Annotated in this window: 20 protein-coding genes; 6 read left to right on the top strand and 14 right to left on the bottom strand. The window is 67.8% G+C overall.

Going from position 1 to position 19,562, the window contains the following annotated elements:
* Positions 1–54: 54 nt before the first annotated feature.
* Positions 55–1,431 carry a DUF4215 domain-containing protein gene (locus tag F0U60_RS49080; RefSeq protein WP_395811186.1) on the top strand — a complete coding sequence of 459 codons (1,377 nt, stop codon included), beginning with the start codon at positions 55–57 and terminating at the stop codon, positions 1,429–1,431.
* An 82-nt stretch (positions 1,432–1,513) separates the two neighbouring features.
* Here the strand turns inward: F0U60_RS49080 and F0U60_RS49085 are convergent, their stop codons facing one another.
* Both F0U60_RS49085 and F0U60_RS49090 read right to left on the bottom strand, forming a co-directional pair.
* A complete protein-coding gene (locus F0U60_RS49085) occupies positions 1,514–2,179 on the bottom strand; it encodes a M23 family metallopeptidase (RefSeq protein ID WP_395811188.1) in 666 nt (221 codons plus the stop codon).
* A 302-nt stretch (positions 2,180–2,481) separates the two neighbouring features.
* Positions 2,482–2,982 (bottom strand): MarR family winged helix-turn-helix transcriptional regulator, encoded by a 501-nt coding sequence (locus tag F0U60_RS49090; RefSeq protein ID WP_395811190.1) that lies wholly within the window; start codon positions 2,980–2,982, stop codon positions 2,482–2,484.
* Positions 2,983–3,126: 144 nt separating this feature from the next.
* On the opposite strand from F0U60_RS49090, the gene F0U60_RS49095 reads away from it, so the two are divergent.
* From F0U60_RS49095 to F0U60_RS49115, 5 genes are all read left to right on the top strand, one after another.
* Positions 3,127–4,413: a flavin-dependent oxidoreductase gene (locus tag F0U60_RS49095; RefSeq protein WP_395811192.1), complete on the top strand. Its 1,287-nt coding sequence runs from the start codon at positions 3,127–3,129 to the stop codon at positions 4,411–4,413.
* Complete coding sequence (locus F0U60_RS49100) at positions 4,410–4,982, top strand: DUF3237 domain-containing protein (RefSeq protein WP_395811194.1); 573 nt, start codon at positions 4,410–4,412, stop codon at positions 4,980–4,982. Before F0U60_RS49095 ends, F0U60_RS49100 begins: the two co-directional genes overlap by 4 nt.
* Before the next feature lie 176 nt (positions 4,983–5,158).
* A complete protein-coding gene (locus F0U60_RS49105) occupies positions 5,159–5,623 on the top strand; it encodes a TfoX/Sxy family protein (RefSeq protein WP_395811196.1) in 465 nt (154 codons plus the stop codon).
* Positions 5,624–5,716: 93 nt separating this feature from the next.
* Positions 5,717–6,112: an HIT family protein gene (locus F0U60_RS49110; RefSeq protein ID WP_395811198.1), complete on the top strand. Its 396-nt coding sequence runs from the start codon at positions 5,717–5,719 to the stop codon at positions 6,110–6,112.
* A gap of 159 nt (positions 6,113–6,271) precedes the next feature.
* A complete protein-coding gene (locus F0U60_RS49115) occupies positions 6,272–8,416 on the top strand; it encodes a prolyl oligopeptidase family protein (protein ID WP_395825772.1) in 2,145 nt (714 codons plus the stop codon).
* A gap of 152 nt (positions 8,417–8,568) precedes the next feature.
* On the opposite strand, the gene F0U60_RS49120 is transcribed toward F0U60_RS49115, so the two are convergent.
* The 12 genes from F0U60_RS49120 to F0U60_RS49175 form a co-directional block, all read right to left on the bottom strand.
* Positions 8,569–10,386, bottom strand: coding sequence for an AMP-dependent synthetase/ligase (locus tag F0U60_RS49120; RefSeq protein WP_395811200.1), 1,818 nt, complete (start codon positions 10,384–10,386; stop codon positions 8,569–8,571).
* 82 nt (positions 10,387–10,468) lie between these two features.
* Complete coding sequence (locus F0U60_RS49125) at positions 10,469–11,884, bottom strand: MATE family efflux transporter (protein ID WP_395811202.1); 1,416 nt, start codon at positions 11,882–11,884, stop codon at positions 10,469–10,471.
* Between the two features lie 42 nt (positions 11,885–11,926).
* Positions 11,927–12,937 (bottom strand): cytochrome d ubiquinol oxidase subunit II, encoded by a 1,011-nt coding sequence (locus tag F0U60_RS49130; RefSeq protein WP_395811204.1) that lies wholly within the window; start codon positions 12,935–12,937, stop codon positions 11,927–11,929.
* The gene (locus F0U60_RS49135; RefSeq protein WP_395811206.1) at positions 12,927–14,255 is read right to left on the bottom strand and encodes a cytochrome ubiquinol oxidase subunit I; all 1,329 of its coding nucleotides are present in this window, start codon (positions 14,253–14,255) and stop codon (positions 12,927–12,929) included. Before F0U60_RS49135 ends, F0U60_RS49130 begins: the two co-directional genes overlap by 11 nt.
* A 127-nt stretch (positions 14,256–14,382) precedes the next feature.
* Positions 14,383–14,913 (bottom strand): hypothetical protein, encoded by a 531-nt coding sequence (locus F0U60_RS49140; RefSeq protein WP_395811208.1) that lies wholly within the window; start codon positions 14,911–14,913, stop codon positions 14,383–14,385.
* Positions 14,910–15,314 (bottom strand): phage holin family protein, encoded by a 405-nt coding sequence (locus F0U60_RS49145; protein WP_395811210.1) that lies wholly within the window; start codon positions 15,312–15,314, stop codon positions 14,910–14,912. Before F0U60_RS49145 ends, F0U60_RS49140 begins: the two co-directional genes overlap by 4 nt.
* A 175-nt stretch (positions 15,315–15,489) precedes the next feature.
* Positions 15,490–16,533 (bottom strand): ADP-ribosylglycohydrolase family protein, encoded by a 1,044-nt coding sequence (locus F0U60_RS49150; RefSeq protein WP_395811212.1) that lies wholly within the window; start codon positions 16,531–16,533, stop codon positions 15,490–15,492.
* 171 nt (positions 16,534–16,704) lie between these two features.
* On the bottom strand, positions 16,705–16,962 hold the full coding sequence (locus tag F0U60_RS49155; RefSeq protein ID WP_395811214.1) for a hypothetical protein: 258 nt from the start codon (positions 16,960–16,962) through the stop codon (positions 16,705–16,707).
* A 9-nt stretch (positions 16,963–16,971) separates the two neighbouring features.
* Positions 16,972–17,433: an RrF2 family transcriptional regulator gene (locus F0U60_RS49160; protein ID WP_395811216.1), complete on the bottom strand. Its 462-nt coding sequence runs from the start codon at positions 17,431–17,433 to the stop codon at positions 16,972–16,974.
* Positions 17,411–18,427: a 2Fe-2S iron-sulfur cluster-binding protein gene (locus tag F0U60_RS49165; RefSeq protein WP_395811218.1), complete on the bottom strand. Its 1,017-nt coding sequence runs from the start codon at positions 18,425–18,427 to the stop codon at positions 17,411–17,413. The genes F0U60_RS49160 and F0U60_RS49165 overlap by 23 nt, the downstream gene beginning before the upstream one ends.
* Positions 18,428–18,446: 19 nt before the next feature.
* Complete coding sequence (locus F0U60_RS49170; protein WP_395811220.1) at positions 18,447–18,836, bottom strand: group 1 truncated hemoglobin; 390 nt, start codon at positions 18,834–18,836, stop codon at positions 18,447–18,449.
* Between the two features lie 314 nt (positions 18,837–19,150).
* Positions 19,151–19,555, bottom strand: coding sequence for a F0F1 ATP synthase subunit epsilon (locus F0U60_RS49175; RefSeq protein ID WP_203408625.1), 405 nt, complete (start codon positions 19,553–19,555; stop codon positions 19,151–19,153).
* Positions 19,556–19,562 lie beyond the last annotated feature (7 nt).

Raw genomic sequence — 19,562 nt, forward strand, 5'->3', positions numbered from 1 at the left:
AGACAAGAACTCCCTCTCCGCGTTCATCCGGGCAGCGTCATCCCGCTCGTCCTGGTGCTCCTGCTCCTGCCGCTCCAGTCCTGCCTCGAACCCCTGAGCGTGGAGTGTGGACCCGACCTGGTCTGCCCCCCGGGACAGCGGTGCGCCGCCAATCAAAACGTCTGCATCAGCACGGATTGCGGCGACGGCATCCGCCAGGAAGGTGAGGCGTGCGACGACGGCAACAGCCTCGACGGCGACGGCTGCAGCTCAACCTGCGCGTCGACGGAAGTCTGTGGCAATGGCATCACGGACAAAGCCGCCGGTGAGGTGTGTGACAACGGCGACAACCCCCAAGGTGAATGCAGCTCCGACTGTCGCTCGTACGCGACCTGTGGCAATGGAAGTATCGACAACGAAGAGCAGTGCGACAGCCGAGGCGTGGATACCCCTACCTGCAATTTCGACTGCACACTCGCACACTGCGGCGATGGCTATACGAACGAGAAGGCTGGCGAGCAGTGCGATCCCAAGAATGACGCCAAAGGATGCAACTTCAATTGCACGCTTTCGAGCTGCGGCGACAGCATCCACAACCCCGCTGACGGAGAAGAGTGCGACAGCGGTCAAGAGGACTCCGCCTTCTGCAATCACCTCACCTGCACGATTTCCCGCTGTGGTGACGGATACACGAACGCGGCGTCAGGCGAGCAATGTGATCCCAGGAATGACGCCGGAAAATGCAACATCAATTGTACGCTTTCGCGATGCGGCGACGGCATCCAGAACCTAGCTGCCGGAGAAGAGTGCGACAGCTATGGCAACGACAGCACCTTCTGCGATGGCGCCTCCTGCAAGATTCCCCGCTGTGGGGATGGTCACATCAACAGCGCCGCGGGCGAGAAGTGCGATGACGGCAACGCCGAAGCCTGTGGCACCTGCAATGCCACGTGCACCAAAGAACAGGTAGCTGGAACTGCTTCAGGAAAGATCGTCGCCGTGGCGAGTAAACACATCGCCGCGGGCGAGCTCTTCTCCCTCAGTGACGGGCAAAAGCGGCTGTTCTTCGAGTTCACCAAATCAGGGGACGCACAGGAGGAACACATCGCCGTCAAAATCGGCGATGATCTCATTGACGCCTACAAAGTGGCCATCGCCATCGAAAAGGCGATCAACGACTCCGACCTCAACATCGTCGCGGCCATCCATGTGCCTCTCGACAAGACAGTGCACCTCTTGAACAAGAAGGCAGGCCCGTCTGGCAATGAGCCCGTCTTCGAGTGGGTCAAGGACTCCGATTTCAAGGTGTCCGGGATGAGCGGAGGCGCGGCCCAGGATTGCGCGGAGGGGGTCGCGTGCAGACAAGACGCGGATTGTCTCCCCGAGCTGAAGTGCCTCTCAGGCATCTGCAGCAAGCCACCCCCACCCCCTGAACCACCCGTGGGCGGATGAGGGCTCCACCGGGCGCAGCGTGAGCGCGGGTGGAGGGGCCGCGGGGGGTCCCATCCGCGGCTCACCTTCAAAAACCCAAGAGCTAGCGGGAGCCGCCCGCGCCGTCCGAGGCCTGGGCCTCGGGCAGCGGCTGGCGCTTCTGGGAGGCCTGGGAAGCCGTGCGCGAGACCTGCTCCATGATGGCCTTGGCGCCGGGCGGGATACCACCGGCGGCCTGCTCACCCTCGCGCGCAGGGGCACCCGCGGGCGCAAGCGACTCGTTGCCGCGCGGGTCGTTGGCGGCCATCACAGGCATGTCCTGGTTCTTGCCGCACGAGGGCGCCGCGATGAGGGTATCGCGCACCGGGTCGCCATAGCCGGCGATCAGCGCGGGAACGGAGGGGTTGTTCCACCCGGAGCCCGCAGTGCGAGCCACCTTGAAGTGCAGGTGCGGGCCGCACGACCAGCCGGTGTTACCCGAATAGCCGAGGAGCTGCCCCCGACGGACCTGATCGCCGGGCTTCACCACCACGGCGCTGAAGTGGAGGTACTGGGTCTCGACTCCGCCCGAGTGCGCGACGACGACGTAGTTGGCGTACGGCGCCATCTTCGGGTCGCAGGCGCCCTGGGTGCTGTCACCCCGAGCGAGACGAACCGTCCCATCCTCGGCGGCGACGACGGGCGTGCCGACGGGCATGCGGAAATCCCACGCATACGTGTCGTTCTGCAGGTGGCTCCCCGTGTCGTGACCCTGGCTGACCTGGAACACACGGCCACATCCGAAGGGGACACCCATTTCGGGAACCACGGTGTTGCGAGCAGGGGGGACTGCCGGAGCGGAAGCAAGCAAGAAGAGCGTGGGCAGGATCATGAGTGGGCCGCGCGAAAACGACAGAACGCCTATTCACTATTCCAAACTCTTTTCCGTCCCGCTGCTTGCCTGCTGGACTTGGAAGGCAGGCAAGCAAGCGTCTGGGATTGGAGAGTTTGGTTTTTTCACCCAGATAGAGGAGACGTATTCCAGGGGTGAAGCAGGCGAGCGGCCGTGCGGTAGAGGCCCTGCTCTCCCTGCTATGTGGATGACGCGAGCTTCTCCAGCAACTGGAGCAGCCGAGCCCGTTCCTGCGCACTGAGCCGTGCCGAGATGCGCCGGTCGTGAGCGAGCACCTCGCGTCGGATCTGCTCGAAGGCCGTCTGGCCAGCCGGGGTGAGGAAGACTCCGTAGGCTCTCCGGTCGTCCGGCTGCGGTTCGCGCCGCACGAGCCCCTGCTCCACGAGCGAATCGATGAGCACCATCACGCCTGAACGAGCAATGCCGAGGATGTCGCCCAGTTGGGTCTGCTTCAGCCCGGGATTGGCGGCAATCAATTGCAGGGTCGAGAACCGGGCGGGCGTGATGCCGAAGTGCGACAGCGACGCCGCGAAGTCCTCGAAGATGCGGATCTGCGCACGGCGAACCGCGTAGCCGACCAGCTCGTCGAGCACCCCGTAGTCCACGCCCTCCACGCGTGGGGCGGAGTGACGCTCACCAATGGACTCCTCCCCCGACCGCGCACTTCGTCCCTTCTTCATTCGCACCACCTTCAACGAGCAGACCCCAGCCTACGACGCCTCAATCGACGCACCGAGACTTGATTCATTTGTAATGCACCATAACAATCTCCTCCTGAGTGGAGGTGGCGCGTGCCGCAGGAAGAGCGCCCCAGGGAGAGAGCCATGGAGATCCTCATCATCGGAGCCGGCCCCGCGGGCCTGACCGCGGCCTTGAGCCTTCATCAGGCCGGCTTCAGGCCGCGCGTGTACGAGGCGGTGTCCCGGCCCGCTCCGCTGGGCGTGGGAATCAACCTGCTTCCCCATGCGGTACGGGAGCTGGCCGAGCTCGGACTGCTCGATGACCTGCGCAGGCTGGGAGTGGAGACCAACGAGCTCGTCTACCTCAGCAAGCACGGCAAGCCCATCTGGCGCGAGGCGCGGGGGCTGGCCGCGGGCTACAAGTGGCCGCAGATCTCCATCCACCGGGGAGAGCTGCAGATGCTGCTGCTGCGCAAGACGGTGGAGCGGCTCGGCGAGGAGAACGTGCTCCTGGGGCACACGCTCGCGGACCTGGAGACGAGCGACCAGGGCGTCACGGCTCACTTCGTCCAGCGCGCGACGGGTGAGTCACTCGGCGCCCGAAAGGCCGACGTGCTGATAGGGGCCGACGGCATCCACTCCGCGGTCCGGCGCAAGTTCTACCCGAACGAGGGGCCCCCGAACTTCTCCGGCGCGACGCTGTGGCGCGCCACAGTGGAGGCGCCGCCCTTCCTGGGAGGCCGCGCCATGGTCTGGGCCGGCCACTCCCGCCAGAAGCTCGTCGCCTATCCCATCCGGCACGACCCGGCGACCGGCAAGACGCTCATCAACTGGATCTGCGAGCTGCGCGGCGACAGCACCCGAACCCCGCCCAAGGAGGACTGGAACAAGCCCGGGAACAAGGCGGACTTCCTGCCGGCCTTCGCCAGCTGGCGCTTCCCGGAGATCGACACGCCGGCGCTCGTCGAGGCGACAGAACAGGTGTTCGAGTTCCCCATGGTGGATCGCGACCCGCTGCCGCGTTGGACGTTCGGCCGCGCGACCCTGATGGGCGATGCCGCGCATCCCATGTTCCCCATCGGCTCGAATGGAGCGACCCAGGGTCTCCTCGACGCGCGCGTCTTCAGCTATCACCTCGCGACCGCCGGTTCGATCGACGAGGCCCTGGCCCGCTACGAGAGTGAGCGGCGTACCGCGACCACTCGAATCGTCATGACCAACCGCGCCAACGGACCGGACCAGGTGATGGAGCTCGTCGAGCAGCGCGCGCCCCACCCAGACGACGACCTCGACGCCCGGGTGCCTTTCGAGGAGCGCAAGGCAATCGCAGACGAGTACAAACGCATCACCGGCTTCGACCCGAAGGTGCTCAACGAGCGGATGAGCTACACGGTCCTGCCTGGGTCGAACGCCGGAGGAGACCGCTCATGACGGCCCTTCCAGGCGCCCTCGGCTCCTTCGAGGGCATGGGGCTTCATCCCGTGGGACGCTTCCGCATCGCGCTCGGGGAGGTGCAGACGGTGGGTTCCGTCGCACAGGGGCAGCGGAGGGTGAGCCTCATCACCGGAGGTCGGGTGGAGGGCCCCTTCTTCACCGGCGAGGTGCTCCCGGGTGGCTCTGACTGGCAGCTCATCCGAGGCGATGGGGTGGTCGAGATCGATGCCCGCTTCGTCGTACAGCTCCAGGAGGGGGGCCTCCTGTCGGTGCGGAACCAGGGCTACCGCCATGGTCCACCCGAGGTGATGGCCGCGCTCGCCCGTGGAGAGCAGGTCCCCGCGCACGCCTATTACTTCTGCTCGGTCCTATGGTTCGAGGCACCGGAGGGGCGGCTCTCCTGGCTCGGCAAGACGCTCGTGCTGGCGACCGGGACGCGGGAGGGAGGCGAGGTCCGGTTCGAGGCCGCGGCGATGGCCCACCCTGGTGGAGCATCCACGAAGTCTCTGGACCTGGTCCGAAAGCCTGTGGATGTCCCCTCTCCCTCTGGGAGAGGGCCAGGGTGAGGGTATCGGGTGCACCCGGGTTGAACCCCCTGTCCACACCCGTGGGCCACGGGTTGAAGAGCGGGCTCGAATACCCTCACCCCCCGCCCTCTCCCAGAGGGAGAGGGTGCATGCGCAACACAAGAGCATGGCCCCGCCGCGGCACCGGCCCCATGATGGGGTGAACGGGAGGCCTCATGGCGCGCATGGACAGCTACGTGGAGTACACGCTGGAGTTGCTGGAGCCGCTCGGCTTCGTGCAAGCACGCTCCATGTTCGGCGGGTGGGGTCTGTACCACGGCGGGAGGATGTTCGGACTGATCATCCAGGAACGGCTCTACCTGAAGACAGACGACACCACGCGCGCCGCCTTCGAGTCCGCGGGAGGCGAGCCGTTCGTCTACGACCCGGGCACGGGCCGCAAGCCCGTCACCATGTCGTACTGGACTCCCCCCTCGGACGCGAGTGACGACGCCCACGCGCTACTGCCCTGGGCTCGCCGTGCCGTGGACGCCGCCCTCCGGGCCGCGCAGAAGAAGCCCGCCAAGAAGAAGTCCACCGCGACGAAGAAGCCCGCTCCGGTGAAGGCGAAGTCCCCCTCGGCGGCGAAGAAGCCCGCTCCCTCGAAGAAGAAGACCGCCCGGCCCTCGCGTCGGGCCTGAGTGTCGCCAAGCCGCACTTCGCGCAACGTGCCCGGCGCCCTCCCCGTCCGCAGCCGCTATCCTGCCGCCTCTTTCTTCAACGGAGGCAGCACCGTGGCCGCAGACACCCTCTTCATGAAGATCGTCCGAGGCGAGATTCCCTGCCACAAGGTCTGGGAGGACGACCAACACCTGGCCTTCCTGGACATCCGCCCGCTGAGGCCAGGGCACACGCTCGTCATCCCCAAGGTGGCGGTGGACTACCTCTTCGACATGGACCCCCAGGCCTATGGGGCGCTGATGCAGGCGGTGCGCACGGTGGCTCGGCTGCTGAAGGAGCGCACCCAGTGCCAGCGCGTGGTGGAGGTGGTGCTCGGCTACGAGGTGCCGCACGCGCACGTGCACCTCATCCCTACCAATTCCATGGCGGAGATGCCGTCCTTCGGTGGCACCCCGACCGACCACGCCGAGCTGGCGAAGCTGGCGGCTCACCTGCGCGGCGGGGCGTGAGCCCTCTTGCGGAGCAGCTATCCGGGCCTCCGGATGGCGCGCTGACGCGCCGGGACAAGCGGACGGCGGCGGCTCGTGGCAGGCTAGGGGCACCCAACCCGACACACGAGGGACTCCGTGCAACAACGCATGAAGCCGGCGATCGCCGCGCTGTCGCTGATGCTGCCCATGACGTCGCTGGCTGCTGACGCCAAGAGCGCCGTGCCCCCGCCGCCCGTCGCGGCGAAGAAGGCCGTGGTGGACACCTACCACGGCACGAAGGTCGAGGACCCCTACCAGTGGCTCGAGAAGAGCGACGACCCCGAGGTCCGCAAGTGGGTGGAGGGGCAGACCGCGCACATGCGCGCGGTGCTCGACAAGCTTCCCTCGCGTGACGCCATCCGCGCCCGCATCACCACGCTGATGACCCACAAGTCGCCGGCCCACTTCGGGCTGATTCAGCGCGGCGGAGTCTTGTTCTCCATGAAGTTCCAGCCGCCCCAGCAGCAGTCCATGCTGGTGGTACTGGCCTCGCCGGAGGACCCCTCCACGGCGCGCGTGCTGGTGAACCCGATGGAGCTCGACCCGAGCGGCCGCACCACCATCGACTTCTTCGTCCCCTCGCTGGACGGCAAGAAGGTGGCGGTGTCGCTGTCGAAGGACGGCACGGAGAGCGGTGATGTCACCGTCTACGACGTGGCCACCGGCAAGCCGCTGCCCGGCGAGGTGGTGCCCCGAGTGAACGGCGGCACCGCGGGAGGCGACCTGACGTGGAACGCGGACGGCTCGGGCTTCTTCTACACGCGCTACCCGCGCGGCGAGGAGCGCCCGGCGGCGGACCGCGACTTCTACCAGCAGGTGTACTTCCACAAGCTCGGCACGCCGACGGACAAGGACACCTACGAGCTGGGCAAGGACGCCCCGCGCATCGCCAACTTCAAGCTCTCCACGTCCGAGGATGGCACCTCCGTGCTGGCCACCCTGGGCAACGGCGACGGCGGCGAGTACGCGCTCTACCTGCGCGGGCCCAAGGGCACCTGGACGCAGCTGTCCAAGTTCGAGGACAAGCTCATCCACGCGGAGTTCGGCAAGGACGGCGCGCTCTACGCACTGTCGCGCAAGGACGCGCCGCGCGGCAAGGTGCTGCGGATTCCGCTCGCCACGCCATCGCTCGACAAGGCCACCGTCCTCATCCCCGAGGGCAAGGCCTCCATCGCGAGCTTCCAACCCACCGCCACGCGTCTCTACGTGCAGGAGCAGCTCGGTGGCCCCTCGCAGATGCGCATGGTGGGCCTGGACGGCAAGGAGCTCGGCGTGGTGCCCACCCCGCCCGTCTCCAGCGTGGGCGGCGCGGTGCCCCTGGGCGGTGATGACATCCTCATGACCAACGTCAGCTACACCGAGCCGCCCACCGTGTACCGCTATGCGGCGAAGGACGGCTCGCTGACGAAGACGGCCTTGGGCCGGACCTCGCCGGTGGACACTCGGAACGTGGTGGTGGACCGTGTCATGTGCACGTCCAAGGACGGCACCCAGGTGCCGCTCAACATCCTCCACGCGCGCGGCACGAAGCTCAACGGCAACAACCCCACGCTGCTCACCGGCTACGGCGGCTTCAACATCTCCCTCAGCCCCGGCCTCAACGTGCTCAACTTCGCCTTCATCGAGCAGGGCGGCGTGGTGGCCGTGGCCAACCTGCGCGGCGGCTCCGAGTTCGGCGAGGAGTGGCACACCAACGGCTCGCTCACGAAGAAGCAGAACGTCTTCGATGACTTCTACGCCTGCGCGAAGCTGCTGGTGGACAAGAAGTGGACCAAGCCCGAGCGCCTGGCCATCCAGGGCGGCAGCAACGGCGGCCTGCTCATGGGCGCGGCGCTGACTCAGCACCCGGAGATGTTCCGCACGGTGCTCGCGTTCGTGGGCCTCTACGACATGCTCCGCGTGGAGCTCACGCCCAACGGCCAGTTCAACACCACCGAGTACGGCACGGTGAAGGACCCCGAGCAGTTCAAGGCGCTGTATGCCTATTCGCCCTACCACCAGGTGAAGAACGGGGTGAAGTACCCCTCGGTGCTCTTCACCTCGGGCGAGAACGATCCGCGCGTGGATCCCTTCCACTCGCGCAAGATGGTGGCCCGGCTGCAAGAGGCCACGGCCTCCAAGCGCCCGGTGCTGCTGCGCACCAACAACATGGGCCACGGCATGGGCACGCCGCTGGCCGACAGCATTGAGGAGAAGGTGGACGTCTACGCCTTCCTCTTCAACGAGCTGGGCATGAAGTACCGCCCGGTAGACGGCAAGGTCGCCTCGCCCGCGGCCAAGTAGCGTCCCCGTGGGCCCCTCCCTCTCCCTTTGGGAGAGGGGCGGGGTGAGGGTAACGGGTTCCCACCCCAGGGTCCGAGGGCCGGCGGACCCGGGGACTCAAGCCCGGATCCGGATACCCTCACCCTGTCCCTCTCCCAGGGGGAGAGGGGAAGTCAGGCGGCGCGCGTCTCGCCGCTCTTCTCGGCCTCGCGGTACAGCTCCTCCACCGCCTCGCCGTACTTCTTGAGCACGCTGCGCCGCTTGAGCTTCAGCGAGGCCGTCAGCATGTCGTTGGCCACCGAGAAGTCCTCGCTGATGAGCAGGAAGCGCTGCGGCTTCTCGTAGCCCTTCACGCTCTTGGTGTACTCGGCGATCTGCTCCCGGTAGAGCTGCTGCACCTCCGCGCGCTTGAGCAGCTCGGGGATGGAGGACGTGTCCAGCCCCTTCTCCGTCGCCCACTTCTTCAGCGATTCCATGTCCGGAACGATGACGGCCACGTTGAAGGGCTTGTTCTGCCCGTGCAGCATCACGTTGGTGATGAAGGGCGAGAGCTGCAGCGCCTGCTCGATGGGCACCGGCACCACGTACTTGCCGTTCTCCAGCTTGTACTGCTCCTTGATGCGGCCGGTGATCCACAGGAACCCGTCGTCATCCAGGAAGCCCATGTCGCCGGTCTTGTAGCCACCATCGCCGGTGAAGGCCTTCGCGTTCTCCTCGGGCATGTTGTAGTAGCCCAGCATCACGTTGTGGCCATGGACCACGATCTCCCCCTGCTTGGGGTCGCCGGTTTCGCTGCGGTCGATCTCCACGCGCGTGCCGGGCAGGGCCTTCCCCACCGAGCCGATCTTCCGGTTGTTGGGGAAGTTGGCGGTGGCGATGGGGGACGTCTCGGTGAGGCCGTAGCCCTCGTAGACGGTGATGCCGAGGTTGTCGATGAACTCCGCCACCTCGCGGGCAATGGCCGCGCCGCCGCTGAAGGCGTATTTCATCCGGCCACCGAAGCGCGCGCGGACCTTGGAGAAGACGACCTTGTCGAAGAAGGCGTGCTGGAGGTCCAGCAGGACGCTGCTCTGCTTCTTCTCTGAAAGCTCTCGACGCTGCTTGGCGACTTCAAGTCCGCGCGAGAAGAGCAGGCGCTTGACGGGCGACTCCGCGGCCATGCGCTTCTGCAACCCGTCATAGATGCGGTTGAAGATGCGCGGCACCGAGAAGAGCAGCGTGGGCCGCACCTCGCTCAGGTTGTCGATAATCTTGTCCACCGCCTCGGCGATGCCCATGGAGGCGCCCATGGAGAACAGGCCGTGCAGCTCCACCGTCTGCCCGAAGACGTGCGCCCAGGGGAGGAACGCCAGCGAGCAGTCGTCCTCCGTCATGGGGAAGATCTCGTGAATGGCCGCCACGTTGCGCGCGATGTTGGAGTGGCTGAGCATCACGCCCTTGGGATTGCCCGTGGTGCCCGAGGTGTAGATGAGGCTACACAGGTCCGAGCCCTTGGGCGTGGTGACGGGAACGGGCGTCTCGGCCCCGCGGCGCAGCAGACAGGCGAAGCTGTCCGTCTCGTGCTCGGTGCCGGTGTAGCGGATGATCTGCTCCAGCTTGGGCAGCTCCGGCCGGAGCGCGTTGAGCTTCGCGGCGATGGCCTCGGTGGCGGCGAACACCACCTTGGCGCCACAGTCGTTGAGGATGTACTTCCACTCCTTGTCCTGCTGCTGCTCGTACATGGGGACGTAGGCGGCCCCCATGGTGGCGCAGGCATAGGCGCCCACCGCCCACTCGTGCCGGTTGTTGGAGATGACCGCCACGCGATCTCCCGGCATCACGCCGAGCTGGGCCAGCCCACCGCGCAGGTCATCCACCATCTGCCCAAAGCGGGCGTACGTCATCCACGTCCACTGCCCGTTCTTCTTCTCGCCGAAGAGGTTACGGGGGCCGTAGTGGGCCGTGCTCTGCAGAAAGATGTCGACCAGCGTCTCGAACTTGGGACTCGCCATGTGCTCGGGCTCCTTCGGGTCGGGAGATGGGCGGTCGTCAGGAGATAGACCCCCCCTATGCCTGAGAACACGGGAAGCTACCTCATTTAGGGTCCCTACTGGATGGGTCTGGCGGCACTTTCGTCCGCACCCCAGGTGGAAAATCTTGCTCCAACAGGTTGAACCGCCGCCAGGCGCCTCCTCGGAAGCGCAGGTAGAGGGCGAGCGCCAGTCCGCCAATATAGACAGTCAGCCAGAGCATGGCGGCGACCTCCCCGCCCCCGAGCACCCGGACGCTCACCCAGGCCCCAGGCACGAAGAGGAACCAGGCGAGGGCCATCCGCATCCAGAGGGTGAAGGCGGTGTCTCCGGCGGCCCGCAGCGCCTCGGCGAGGGTGGTGACCATCGCATCGAAGAGCTGCCACGCCACGGAGAGCCGGAGCATCCGCGCACCGGTGTCGAGCAGCTCTCCCTCCGACACCCCACCCGTGAAGGGCATGAAGGCCCACCGGGGGGCCAACAGGAAGACGAGCCCCACCATCCCCTGCCAGCAGCCCGTGAGGACGAAGGTGAGCCGCACGGCGCGCGGCACCTCGTCCCGGGCGCTCGCGCCGATGGCCTGGCCCACCACGATGGCGCCCGCACTCCCGATGGCGAACGCCGGCATGAAGGCCATGGAGTTGAGCTGCATGACAGCCATCAGCGCCGCCAGCACGGTGGTGCCCAGCCCCGCCACCACCACGTTGACGAAGAAGCTGTAGGCCAGGAACTCGAAGAACCAGTTGAGGCCCGAGGGGAGACCGAAGCGCAGCGTCCGCAGGAACTCGCGCCCGTGGAGGCGCGGCCACCGGGCGCCTCCTCCCTGGACGAGGAAGAACGCGAGCAACCCGACGAAGGAGACGCCCGTGGAGATGACACTCGCCCACGCGGCGCCAGCGACGCCGAGCGCGGGGAGCCCGAAGTGGCCGTCGATAAGCAACCAGTTGCCCAGGATGTTGAGCCCCATGGCGGCGAGGCTGGCCACCATGGGTAGCCGAGTGTTACCGAGGCCCGCGTAGTAGTTGGCGAGCGCCTCGAAGCCCACGACGAGCCCGCCCGACAGCAGCCGGACCTGGAGGTACGTGCGCACGCCGTCGCGCACCTCGGGGGTGTACTCGAACAGGGAGAGCCCCGCGGGCAGCACGGGCAGCAGGGCCATGCACAGCACCTGGGCCAACCCGGCGATGGCGAGCCCGTAGAAGGCATAGCGCCGAGCTCCGCCCAGGTCCCCAGCGCCGAAGGACTGGGAAGCGAAGCTGGAGACGATGAACACCGTGCCCATGGGCAGGATGAACACCAGGTTGGAGTTCATCGCGCCCGTGGTGGCGGAGGCCAGGGCGGACTCGCCGAGGTGGGCCACCATGATGGCGTCCGCGAGCCCCACCACCACCTGCGTGGACCGCGAGATGATGATGGGCCACGCCAGCCGCAGCAACGAGACAATCGTCACCGCGACGCGTTCGCCAGGGGCGCTGTGCATGACCCGACTCCTAGCACAGCGCTCCGGACCTCTAAGGCGCGACTACCGAGAGACGCCTCGAGGTGAGGACTGGAACACACGCAGCAGGAACAGGAGCGAGGGGAGGATGAGGGCCGCGCCCACCGCGAGCGCCACCAGCAAGGCCCGCAGCGTGGACTCGGGCGCCGCCGTCTGTTGGAGGGTGAGGTCCGGCACCACCAGGTAGGGGTACTGAGAGACAGCCCACCCCACCACGATGAGGCCCACCTGTGCCGCCGCCGCCACGCGCGCCAACCAGAAGCGCCGGGTGAGCAGCAGCCCGAAGGCCGCCACCGCCGCCACGGCCGTCGCCGCGTGCAGCACCAGCGCGAAGGGCGAGTCTGTCAGCCCCGACCACACTCGGGGCGCCCCCTCTCGCGCGAGCACCAGCACGCCGAAAGCGGCCAGGAACACCGCCACCCCCGCCCCGAGCGCCCGCTTGCGGAAGTCCTCCTGGAGCGCGGGCTCGCGCGTCTCGGCGAGCAGGTACACCGCCGCCAGGAAGGCGAAGAGGCATAGGGCGAGCAGGCCCACCGCCAGCGCGAAGGGTGACAGCCATCCGGCGAAGAAGCCGCTCTCCACCACGGACCCCCGCACGCGGATGGCCCCGCTCACCACGGCGCCCACGCACATGCCCAGCAGCGCCGGGGACAGCACGCTCGCCACGCTGAAGACGAGCCCCCAGCGACGCTGCACCCTGTCACCGCGCGCGTCGTAGGTGCGGAAGGTGAAGGCTGTCCCTCGGAAGACGATGCCCAGGAGCAGCAGCGTCAGCGGAATGTGCAACGCCACCGACAGCACCGCGAAGGCCCGAGGGAAGGCCGAGAAGAGGATGACGATGCCGATGATGAGCCAGACGTGGTTCACCTCCCACACCGGGCCAAGGGCCTTGGAGATGAGCGCCCGCTGCTCCGCCTTGCGAGGCCCCGAGGCGAGCAAATCCCAGACGCCCCCGCCGAAGTCCGCGCCTCCGAAGAGCGCGTAGAGGACGAAGGCGGCCACCAGCACGCCCCCCAGGAGCAGCTCAGTGGGCATGGGACACCTCCCGCGGCTCATCATGGCCCGGCAGCGTGCCCGCCACCTGCCGCACCAGGAGGAACACCACCATCGCGCCCAGGAAGAGGTAGACGAGCGTGAACGTCCAGAAGGGCACCGCCAGGTTCGGCACCGGCGTCACCGCGTCCGCCGTGCGCATCACCCCGCGGATGATCCACGGCTGGCGCCCCCACTCGGTGACGAGCCACCCCGCCTCCATCGCCACCACGCCGAGCGGTCCACACAGCAGCCAGCCCCACAGCACGCGTCGGCCCTCGGGCCATGCCTTGTGCCGCCAGCGCAGGAAGAGCGTCACCACCGCCAGCAACGCCATCGCGCCGCCGGCGCCCACCATGAGATCGAAGGCCAGGTGCACCTTGAGCACCGGGGGCCACTCGTCACGAGGAAACTGGTCCAGTCCCTTCACCTCGGCGTTCGGGTCGGTGAAGGCCAGCACGGACAGCCCCTTGGGTATCTCCAGCCCGTAGCGCGTGGTGCGCGACTCCTCATCCGGCAGCCCACCCACGGTGAGCGGCGCGCCTCTCTGGGTCTCGAAGAGACCCTCGGCCGCCGCCAGCTTCGCCGGCTGCTCCCGGGCGATGTGCTCCGCCGACTGGTGTCCCGCGAGCGGCTGCAACAGCGCGGTGATGCACGCCATCGGCAGCGCGATGGACAGCGCCTTGCGGTGGAACGTCGCCCCCGGGTGGCGCAGCAGCACGAGGGCGTGGATGCCCGCCATGGCGAAGGCGCTCGACTGGTAGCAGGCCAGCAGCGTGTGCACCACCTGGTACTGCCAGCCCGGGCTGAACATCGCCGCCACCGGGTCCACATTCACCGGCCCGCCCGGCGTGGGCGTGAAGCCCGAGGGGTGGTTCATGAAGACATTGACCAGCGTAACGAAGAAGGCGCTCGCCGCACCGCTCAACGCCACCATCACCCCCGAGAAGAGGTGCAGCCCCGAGGGAATCCGGTCCCGCCCGTACAGGTAGATGCCGAGGAACACCGCCTCGGTGAAGAAGGCCGTCCCCTCCAGCGAGAAGGGGAGCCCTATCACTTCTCCGTATGTCCCCATGAACTCGGGCCACAGCAGCCCCAGCTCGAAGGACAGCACCGTGCCGCTCACCGCGCCCACCGCGAAGAGGATGGCCGTCCCCTTCGCCAGCTTGCGGCTGAGCGTGACGTAGTCCGCGTCTCCCGTCCTCCGGGCCTTCAGGTCACTGAGCACCATCAGCAGCGGCAGCGCGATGCCCGCCGCCGCGAAGATGATGTGGAAGGCGAGGGACATCCCCATCTGTGCGCGTGCGTAGAGCAGATCCATGGCATGGATGAATCTGCTTTATGCGCGAATTCTATGCAATCACGAATACTTATGAATCTACCAAGACTGAACGCGGCGCCCTCCCGTCACAGGAGAGTGCCGCGTTCGACGTCTCGGGCCCAGGGCACTACGCGTGTGCAGGGGACTGGTTGATGCGCAGCCCGAGACGTTTCCTGCCCTGCTGCTCCGGGCCTTGCTCGGAGGCAGGAACCAGCGTCTGAACGGCCCTCTTGGCCATGGCCGAGGCCAGCGTGCTGGCGAAGATGAGCACGAGCTTCCGGCCAAGCTCGACGCCGATGGGGCCCTCACTGGCGTGGGAGGCCACCCGGTCCGGGTGCTCCCAAGCGCGCCGCAGGGCCTCGCGGCGATGCTTCCACAACAGCTCCTCGTGGTGGCGATGCCTCCACCAGGAAACGACCATGCCCACGAGGACCGCGCCCAGCGCGACACCGCCCGCCTTGATCAACAGGTCGCGGTTCTTGTCGAGCGCCTGACGGACCTGGTAGCGCACGTCCATCGCGCGCTCGCGGCGCCGGTCCAGCTCCTCGAGGGTGAGCAGCAGCTCGTCGCGCAGACGGTCCGCCGTCTTCTCCACCTGCTCTCGGTCGTCCATGCCGGCGGTGATGCGCCCACCGCCCTTGTTCTCCTGCTCGCTCATTGCAGTGTCTCCCGGGTGCGGGCGATGTCCGTCTTCAACCGTTCCTGGGTGTGAGGCAGGGGCTTCTTGGGCAACCGCTTGTAGCCCGCGAAGGCCAGGCCCCCCGACAGCAGCAGCAGGAAGGCCCCCACCAGGAGCACCCCAAGCCACTCAGACAGGGGCAGCGCCAATCCCACCGTCACGAGGAGGGCCGCCAGACTCACCAGCCCCAGCACGGCGCCCGAGCCCAGGAGGATGCCCGAGGTGCGCGCGGCCTTTACCTCCTCGCGCAGCTCCTTCTTGGCGTGCAGCACCTCGGCGCGCGCCAGGAGCCGAGCCTCCTCGATGGCATGGCGGATGAGCTCCGCCGTCGATAGCGATTCCAGTTGTCTGCGCTCCAGACGCTCCGATTCGAGTTCCACGTCGCCGCCTCCCGGGGCATCCGGCGGGCTTCCCAGCTGGAGTGCCAGGTACGTCCCGCGCTCTCTCGCGGAAGGTGGGCGCGGAATGAGACCGGGGGAAGTCGGGACGCCAGGATGCGCGAGGTGCCCGGCCGCCTCCTCCCCCAGGAGGGAGCGAGCAGCCAGGGGCTCGATATCAGCGGCGACGCTTGTGCGGGTTCTGCTGGGCGAGCGCGGTGGCCAGCGTCTCGCGCACCTGCCGGGCCTGGAAGAGCCGGTCCGCCGTGTCCAGCAGCGTCTCCGCGTACAGCACGTGCTTGCGCAGCCGCGCGGGAATGGCCGCCGTGCCCAGGTGCGCGCCAAGCAGAGCGCCCGTGCAGGCCGCGGCCACGTCGGCCTCGCCCCCGCAGCGCAGCGCCAGTTCCACCGCCTGACGGAAGTCGTGCGGCACCTTGAGCGTCGCGAAGAGGCTCGTGAGCAGCACCGGCACCACGTGCGGCGGCAGGCCATCCACGCCCCGAAGCTGGCTGGGCGGCACGCTCACCTTGCGCAGCTGCCCGAGCGCCCGCGCCGTGTCCCACGTCAACAGCCGGGGCAGGTGCCGCAGCTCCTCGGCCAGCTCCTTGTCATGCGCCGCCGCTGACAGCGCCAGCTCCTCGCAGAAGGCGGCGGGCGTGAGGGGCTCCTTCGTCGTGAGCCCCAGCGCCACGGCCTGCGCGAAGGCAGCCGCGGCCGCCGCGCATGTTGGATCCTTGTGCGTCAGCACCGACAGCACGCCCGCATCGTGGCGGATGCGCACCCGGCTCTTGCTCTCGAAGAGACCCACCACCACCGCGCGGCTGAGCACCGAGTGGCACTTCACGCCCAGCGGCGCCCCCGCGCTCATCCACGGGGTGCCCTGCGCCAGCTTCTGCAGCGCCTCGGCCAGCTGCTTGGGCGGCTGGAGGATGATGCCCTCCTGCCACAGCCACGCGAAGTGCGCCGCTGCGCTGCGCCCGTCCACCTTGCCCTCGCGGATGACGCTCTCGGCCGCCGCCAGCATCAGCTGCGTGTCATCCGAGAACTGGCCCTTGGCGAACTTCCCCCGAGGCCGAGGTGCGAAGTCTTCTGCCAGTCCAGGGAGTCGCGACAGGCTCGCCGGAGGGATGCCGCGCAGGGGAAATCCCAGGGCATCCCCGATGGCGAGTCCCAGGAATGCCGCTTGAAACCTGTCCTGGCGCTCGGCGGGAGTCAGCGACATGGGGAGCGGCAAGATAACCGAGCCGCGTTCTGTGACTAGCCCCGACTTTCATCTCTTCGTGAGTTCCGCGCATGCCGACGCACAGCTTGGGTGAAGGGCGCTCTCCCACCACAAGGTACGCACGCACGTGCGGTGCATGGCACGCAACGTGCCCGGAAGATGACGGGCGTATTACGGATCGCGTCCGAGGTTGACAACCGCCTGCAGTCTCGCCACGACCGCTTGCGCGCCCTGGTGCAGCTGCTCGCCATCCCAAAGCGCCGGCGTGCTGTGTCCACCTCGTTCTCGCCAGGCCGCCTCCGCTTCGGGAAAGGCGACATTGCGAAAGCGCACCCGGTCCTCGAGCTCGTAGTCCACCACGTAGCGGCGCGCTTCGGCCGAGGGCAGGTCCGCGATGCGGTGGAAGAGCTCCAGCACGTGCCCCGTCATGGCCGAGCCTCAGCCCGTCTCGCCCACATCCACCGTGGGCTTGAGGAAGTAGGCGGACAGCTTGCGCGGGCTGCGCCGCAGGATGTCCTCCAGCGTGTACTGGTCGAGCGTGGCCAGGAAGGAGCGGGTCGCCTCGTTGAGCACGCCGATGAGCCCACAGGCCGGAGTGATGGGGCAGTTGTTCCGCTCCCCGTTGAAGCACTCCACGATGTGGAAGTCCGGCTCCATGTGCCGCACCACCTGCCCCACGGAGATCTCCGCGGGCGGCCGCGCCAGGACGACGCCTCCCGCCCGTCCCGGCCGCACCTCCACGAAGCCGTGACGGCCCAGGCCCTGCACCACCCGGACGAGGTGGTGCTTGGAGATGCCGTAGGCGTCGCTCACCTCGCCCGTGGAGACCACCCGATCCGGGTTGGCCGCGAGGTACAGCAGGACGCGCAGCGCGTAGTCAGCGTGAAGAGTTAGATGCACCGGCCATCACTCCCGCTCCCACCTGCGGCGAAGGTGTGCTCGGGAGGAATGCATCCGCGTGGATGTCCTTGAGCGACAGCCCGGTCAGGAAGAGCTTCTTCCTCAGGGATAGCACCAGGTCCGGGTTGCCGCACAGGTAACCCCTCCAGCCTGCCGGCCGAGGGCACGTCTCCTTGATGAGCGCTTCCAACGCTCCCACCGTCACCCCCACCCGCTCCGGCCCTTTCAGGACACAGGGCCGGTAGTGGAGCTGGGGGTGGCGCGACTGCAATGCCCGGAGTTCCTCCACCAGGTACAGCCCCGAGGCGTCTACCGCGCCGTGGAAGAGCCAGATGGGCCCCGTGTGTCCCTGTGCCAGCGCGTCTCGGACGATGCCGTAGAGCGGCGCCAGGCCCGTGCCTGTACCGGCCAGCAGCAGCGACTGCTCTGGCCGCCCCGGCACGTAGAAGCACTCGCCCGCGGGTCCTTGGAGTTCCAACACATCACCCGGCCGGGCCTCCTCGAAGAGCCAGCCGCTCATCCGGCCTCCGGCGACGCGACGGACGTGCAGCGCCAGGGTGTCCTCGTGCGGCAGACTCGCCAGCGAGTAGCTGCGGGCCAGTCCGTCCGTCCGGAGCACGGACACGTACTGGCCGGCCCGGTACTCGAAGCCGCCCTCGGGACGCAGCCGCACGCACAGCACGCTGTCGCTGAGTCGCTCCAGCGAGGTGATTCGCGCGGAAACCCGCAGGTCCGCTCCCGCCCCGGCCACCTCGAGCTCTCCTTCGGGTTGGCACGCGCATGCGAGGAAGTACCCTCGCGCCTTCAGCGTCTCCTTCAGCCCCACCTGCGACTTGGCCGGCACCCCCCCACGCTCGGCCCGCATCAAGCAGGACTGGCACGCTCCCGCCCGGCACGAGTGCGGCACTTCCACCCCCCGCCGCAGCAGTCCGTCGAGCACCGACTCGCCTTCGTCCAGCCCGTACCACTGCCCCTCGTGCTTGATCCTCGCCATGCGCGTGCCCCCCTTGTCCTCAGCGATTCAGCACGTCCGCCCGCGCCCCCCCGGCGATCGCCAGCACCTGCTCCACCAGCGGCTTCGCCACCCCCAGCTCCGTCAGCGTCGCCGACAGGTGCTCCACCACCGCGTCGAAGTGCGTGTCGTTCAGCCCCTGCCTCACCAGGTGCGCATGTCCCTTGCGCATGTCCTTGCCCGAGTAGGCGCTCGGGCCCCCGCACACCATCGTGAGGAACGCCTTCTGCTTCGCCGCCTGGCGCTCCATGTCCACGTCCTCGAAGAAGTGGCTGATGCGCTCATCCGACAGCACCTTCCGATAGAAGAGCTCCACCGCCGCCGCCATCGCCGGCTCCCCGCCAATCTGCTCGTACAGGCTGCTCTTCTTCTCCGCGACGTTGGTGCTCATGTGTGCCCGCTCCCCCGGACCTCCTCGGGTCCGCTAATGATGCATTTGAAATGCATCTTTTAAGATGCATGTGGAATGCACCTTTTCTGACGAGACGTCAAGAGGGCACGCACTGTCCGTGCGTCCGAGCGGACGTTGCGTAGGGGGTGGCAGGGTTGGGAAGAGGCTTACGGCTGGCGGCCAGGGGGGCTCGAGAGAGGGAGCCTCGCGTCCTGCACCGCCGGGCCTGTGGAGCCCGTACTGCGGTACTGCTCATGGGGCGAGATACCCTCACCCCTACCCTCTCCCAGAGGGAGAGGGAGCGTCTCTATAGCTTAGCGCATCGTGGCGGCGGACATGCGCGCCGTCTCGCGACGCACCGTCGCCTGCTCGATGTCGAAGCGCACGTCGTCCGACGACATGCCGCGCAGACGCTCCTGCGCCTCCTGCATCCTCCGGCGCGCCGCCTCCACGTCAATGCCCGTCACCGCCTCCGCCACGTCCGCGAGCACCAGCACCTTGTCGTTGCTCACCTCGGCGAAGCCGCCCGCCACGAAGTAGTACTCGCGCCGACCCCCGTCGATCAGCGTCAGCACTCCCGGCTCCATCAGCGACAGGAACGGCGTGTGGCCCGGCCGAACGCCGAACAGACCCTTGCCGCCCGGGACAATCGCCTCGTCCGCCTGCACCGACAGGATGCGCTTCTCGGGGGTCACAATCTCGACCGTCAGCTTGGCCATGGGCTTC

Origin of the sequence: Archangium minus (assembly GCF_044360475.1) — a bacterium.
GTDB lineage: Bacteria > Myxococcota > Myxococcia > Myxococcales > Myxococcaceae > Archangium > Archangium minus.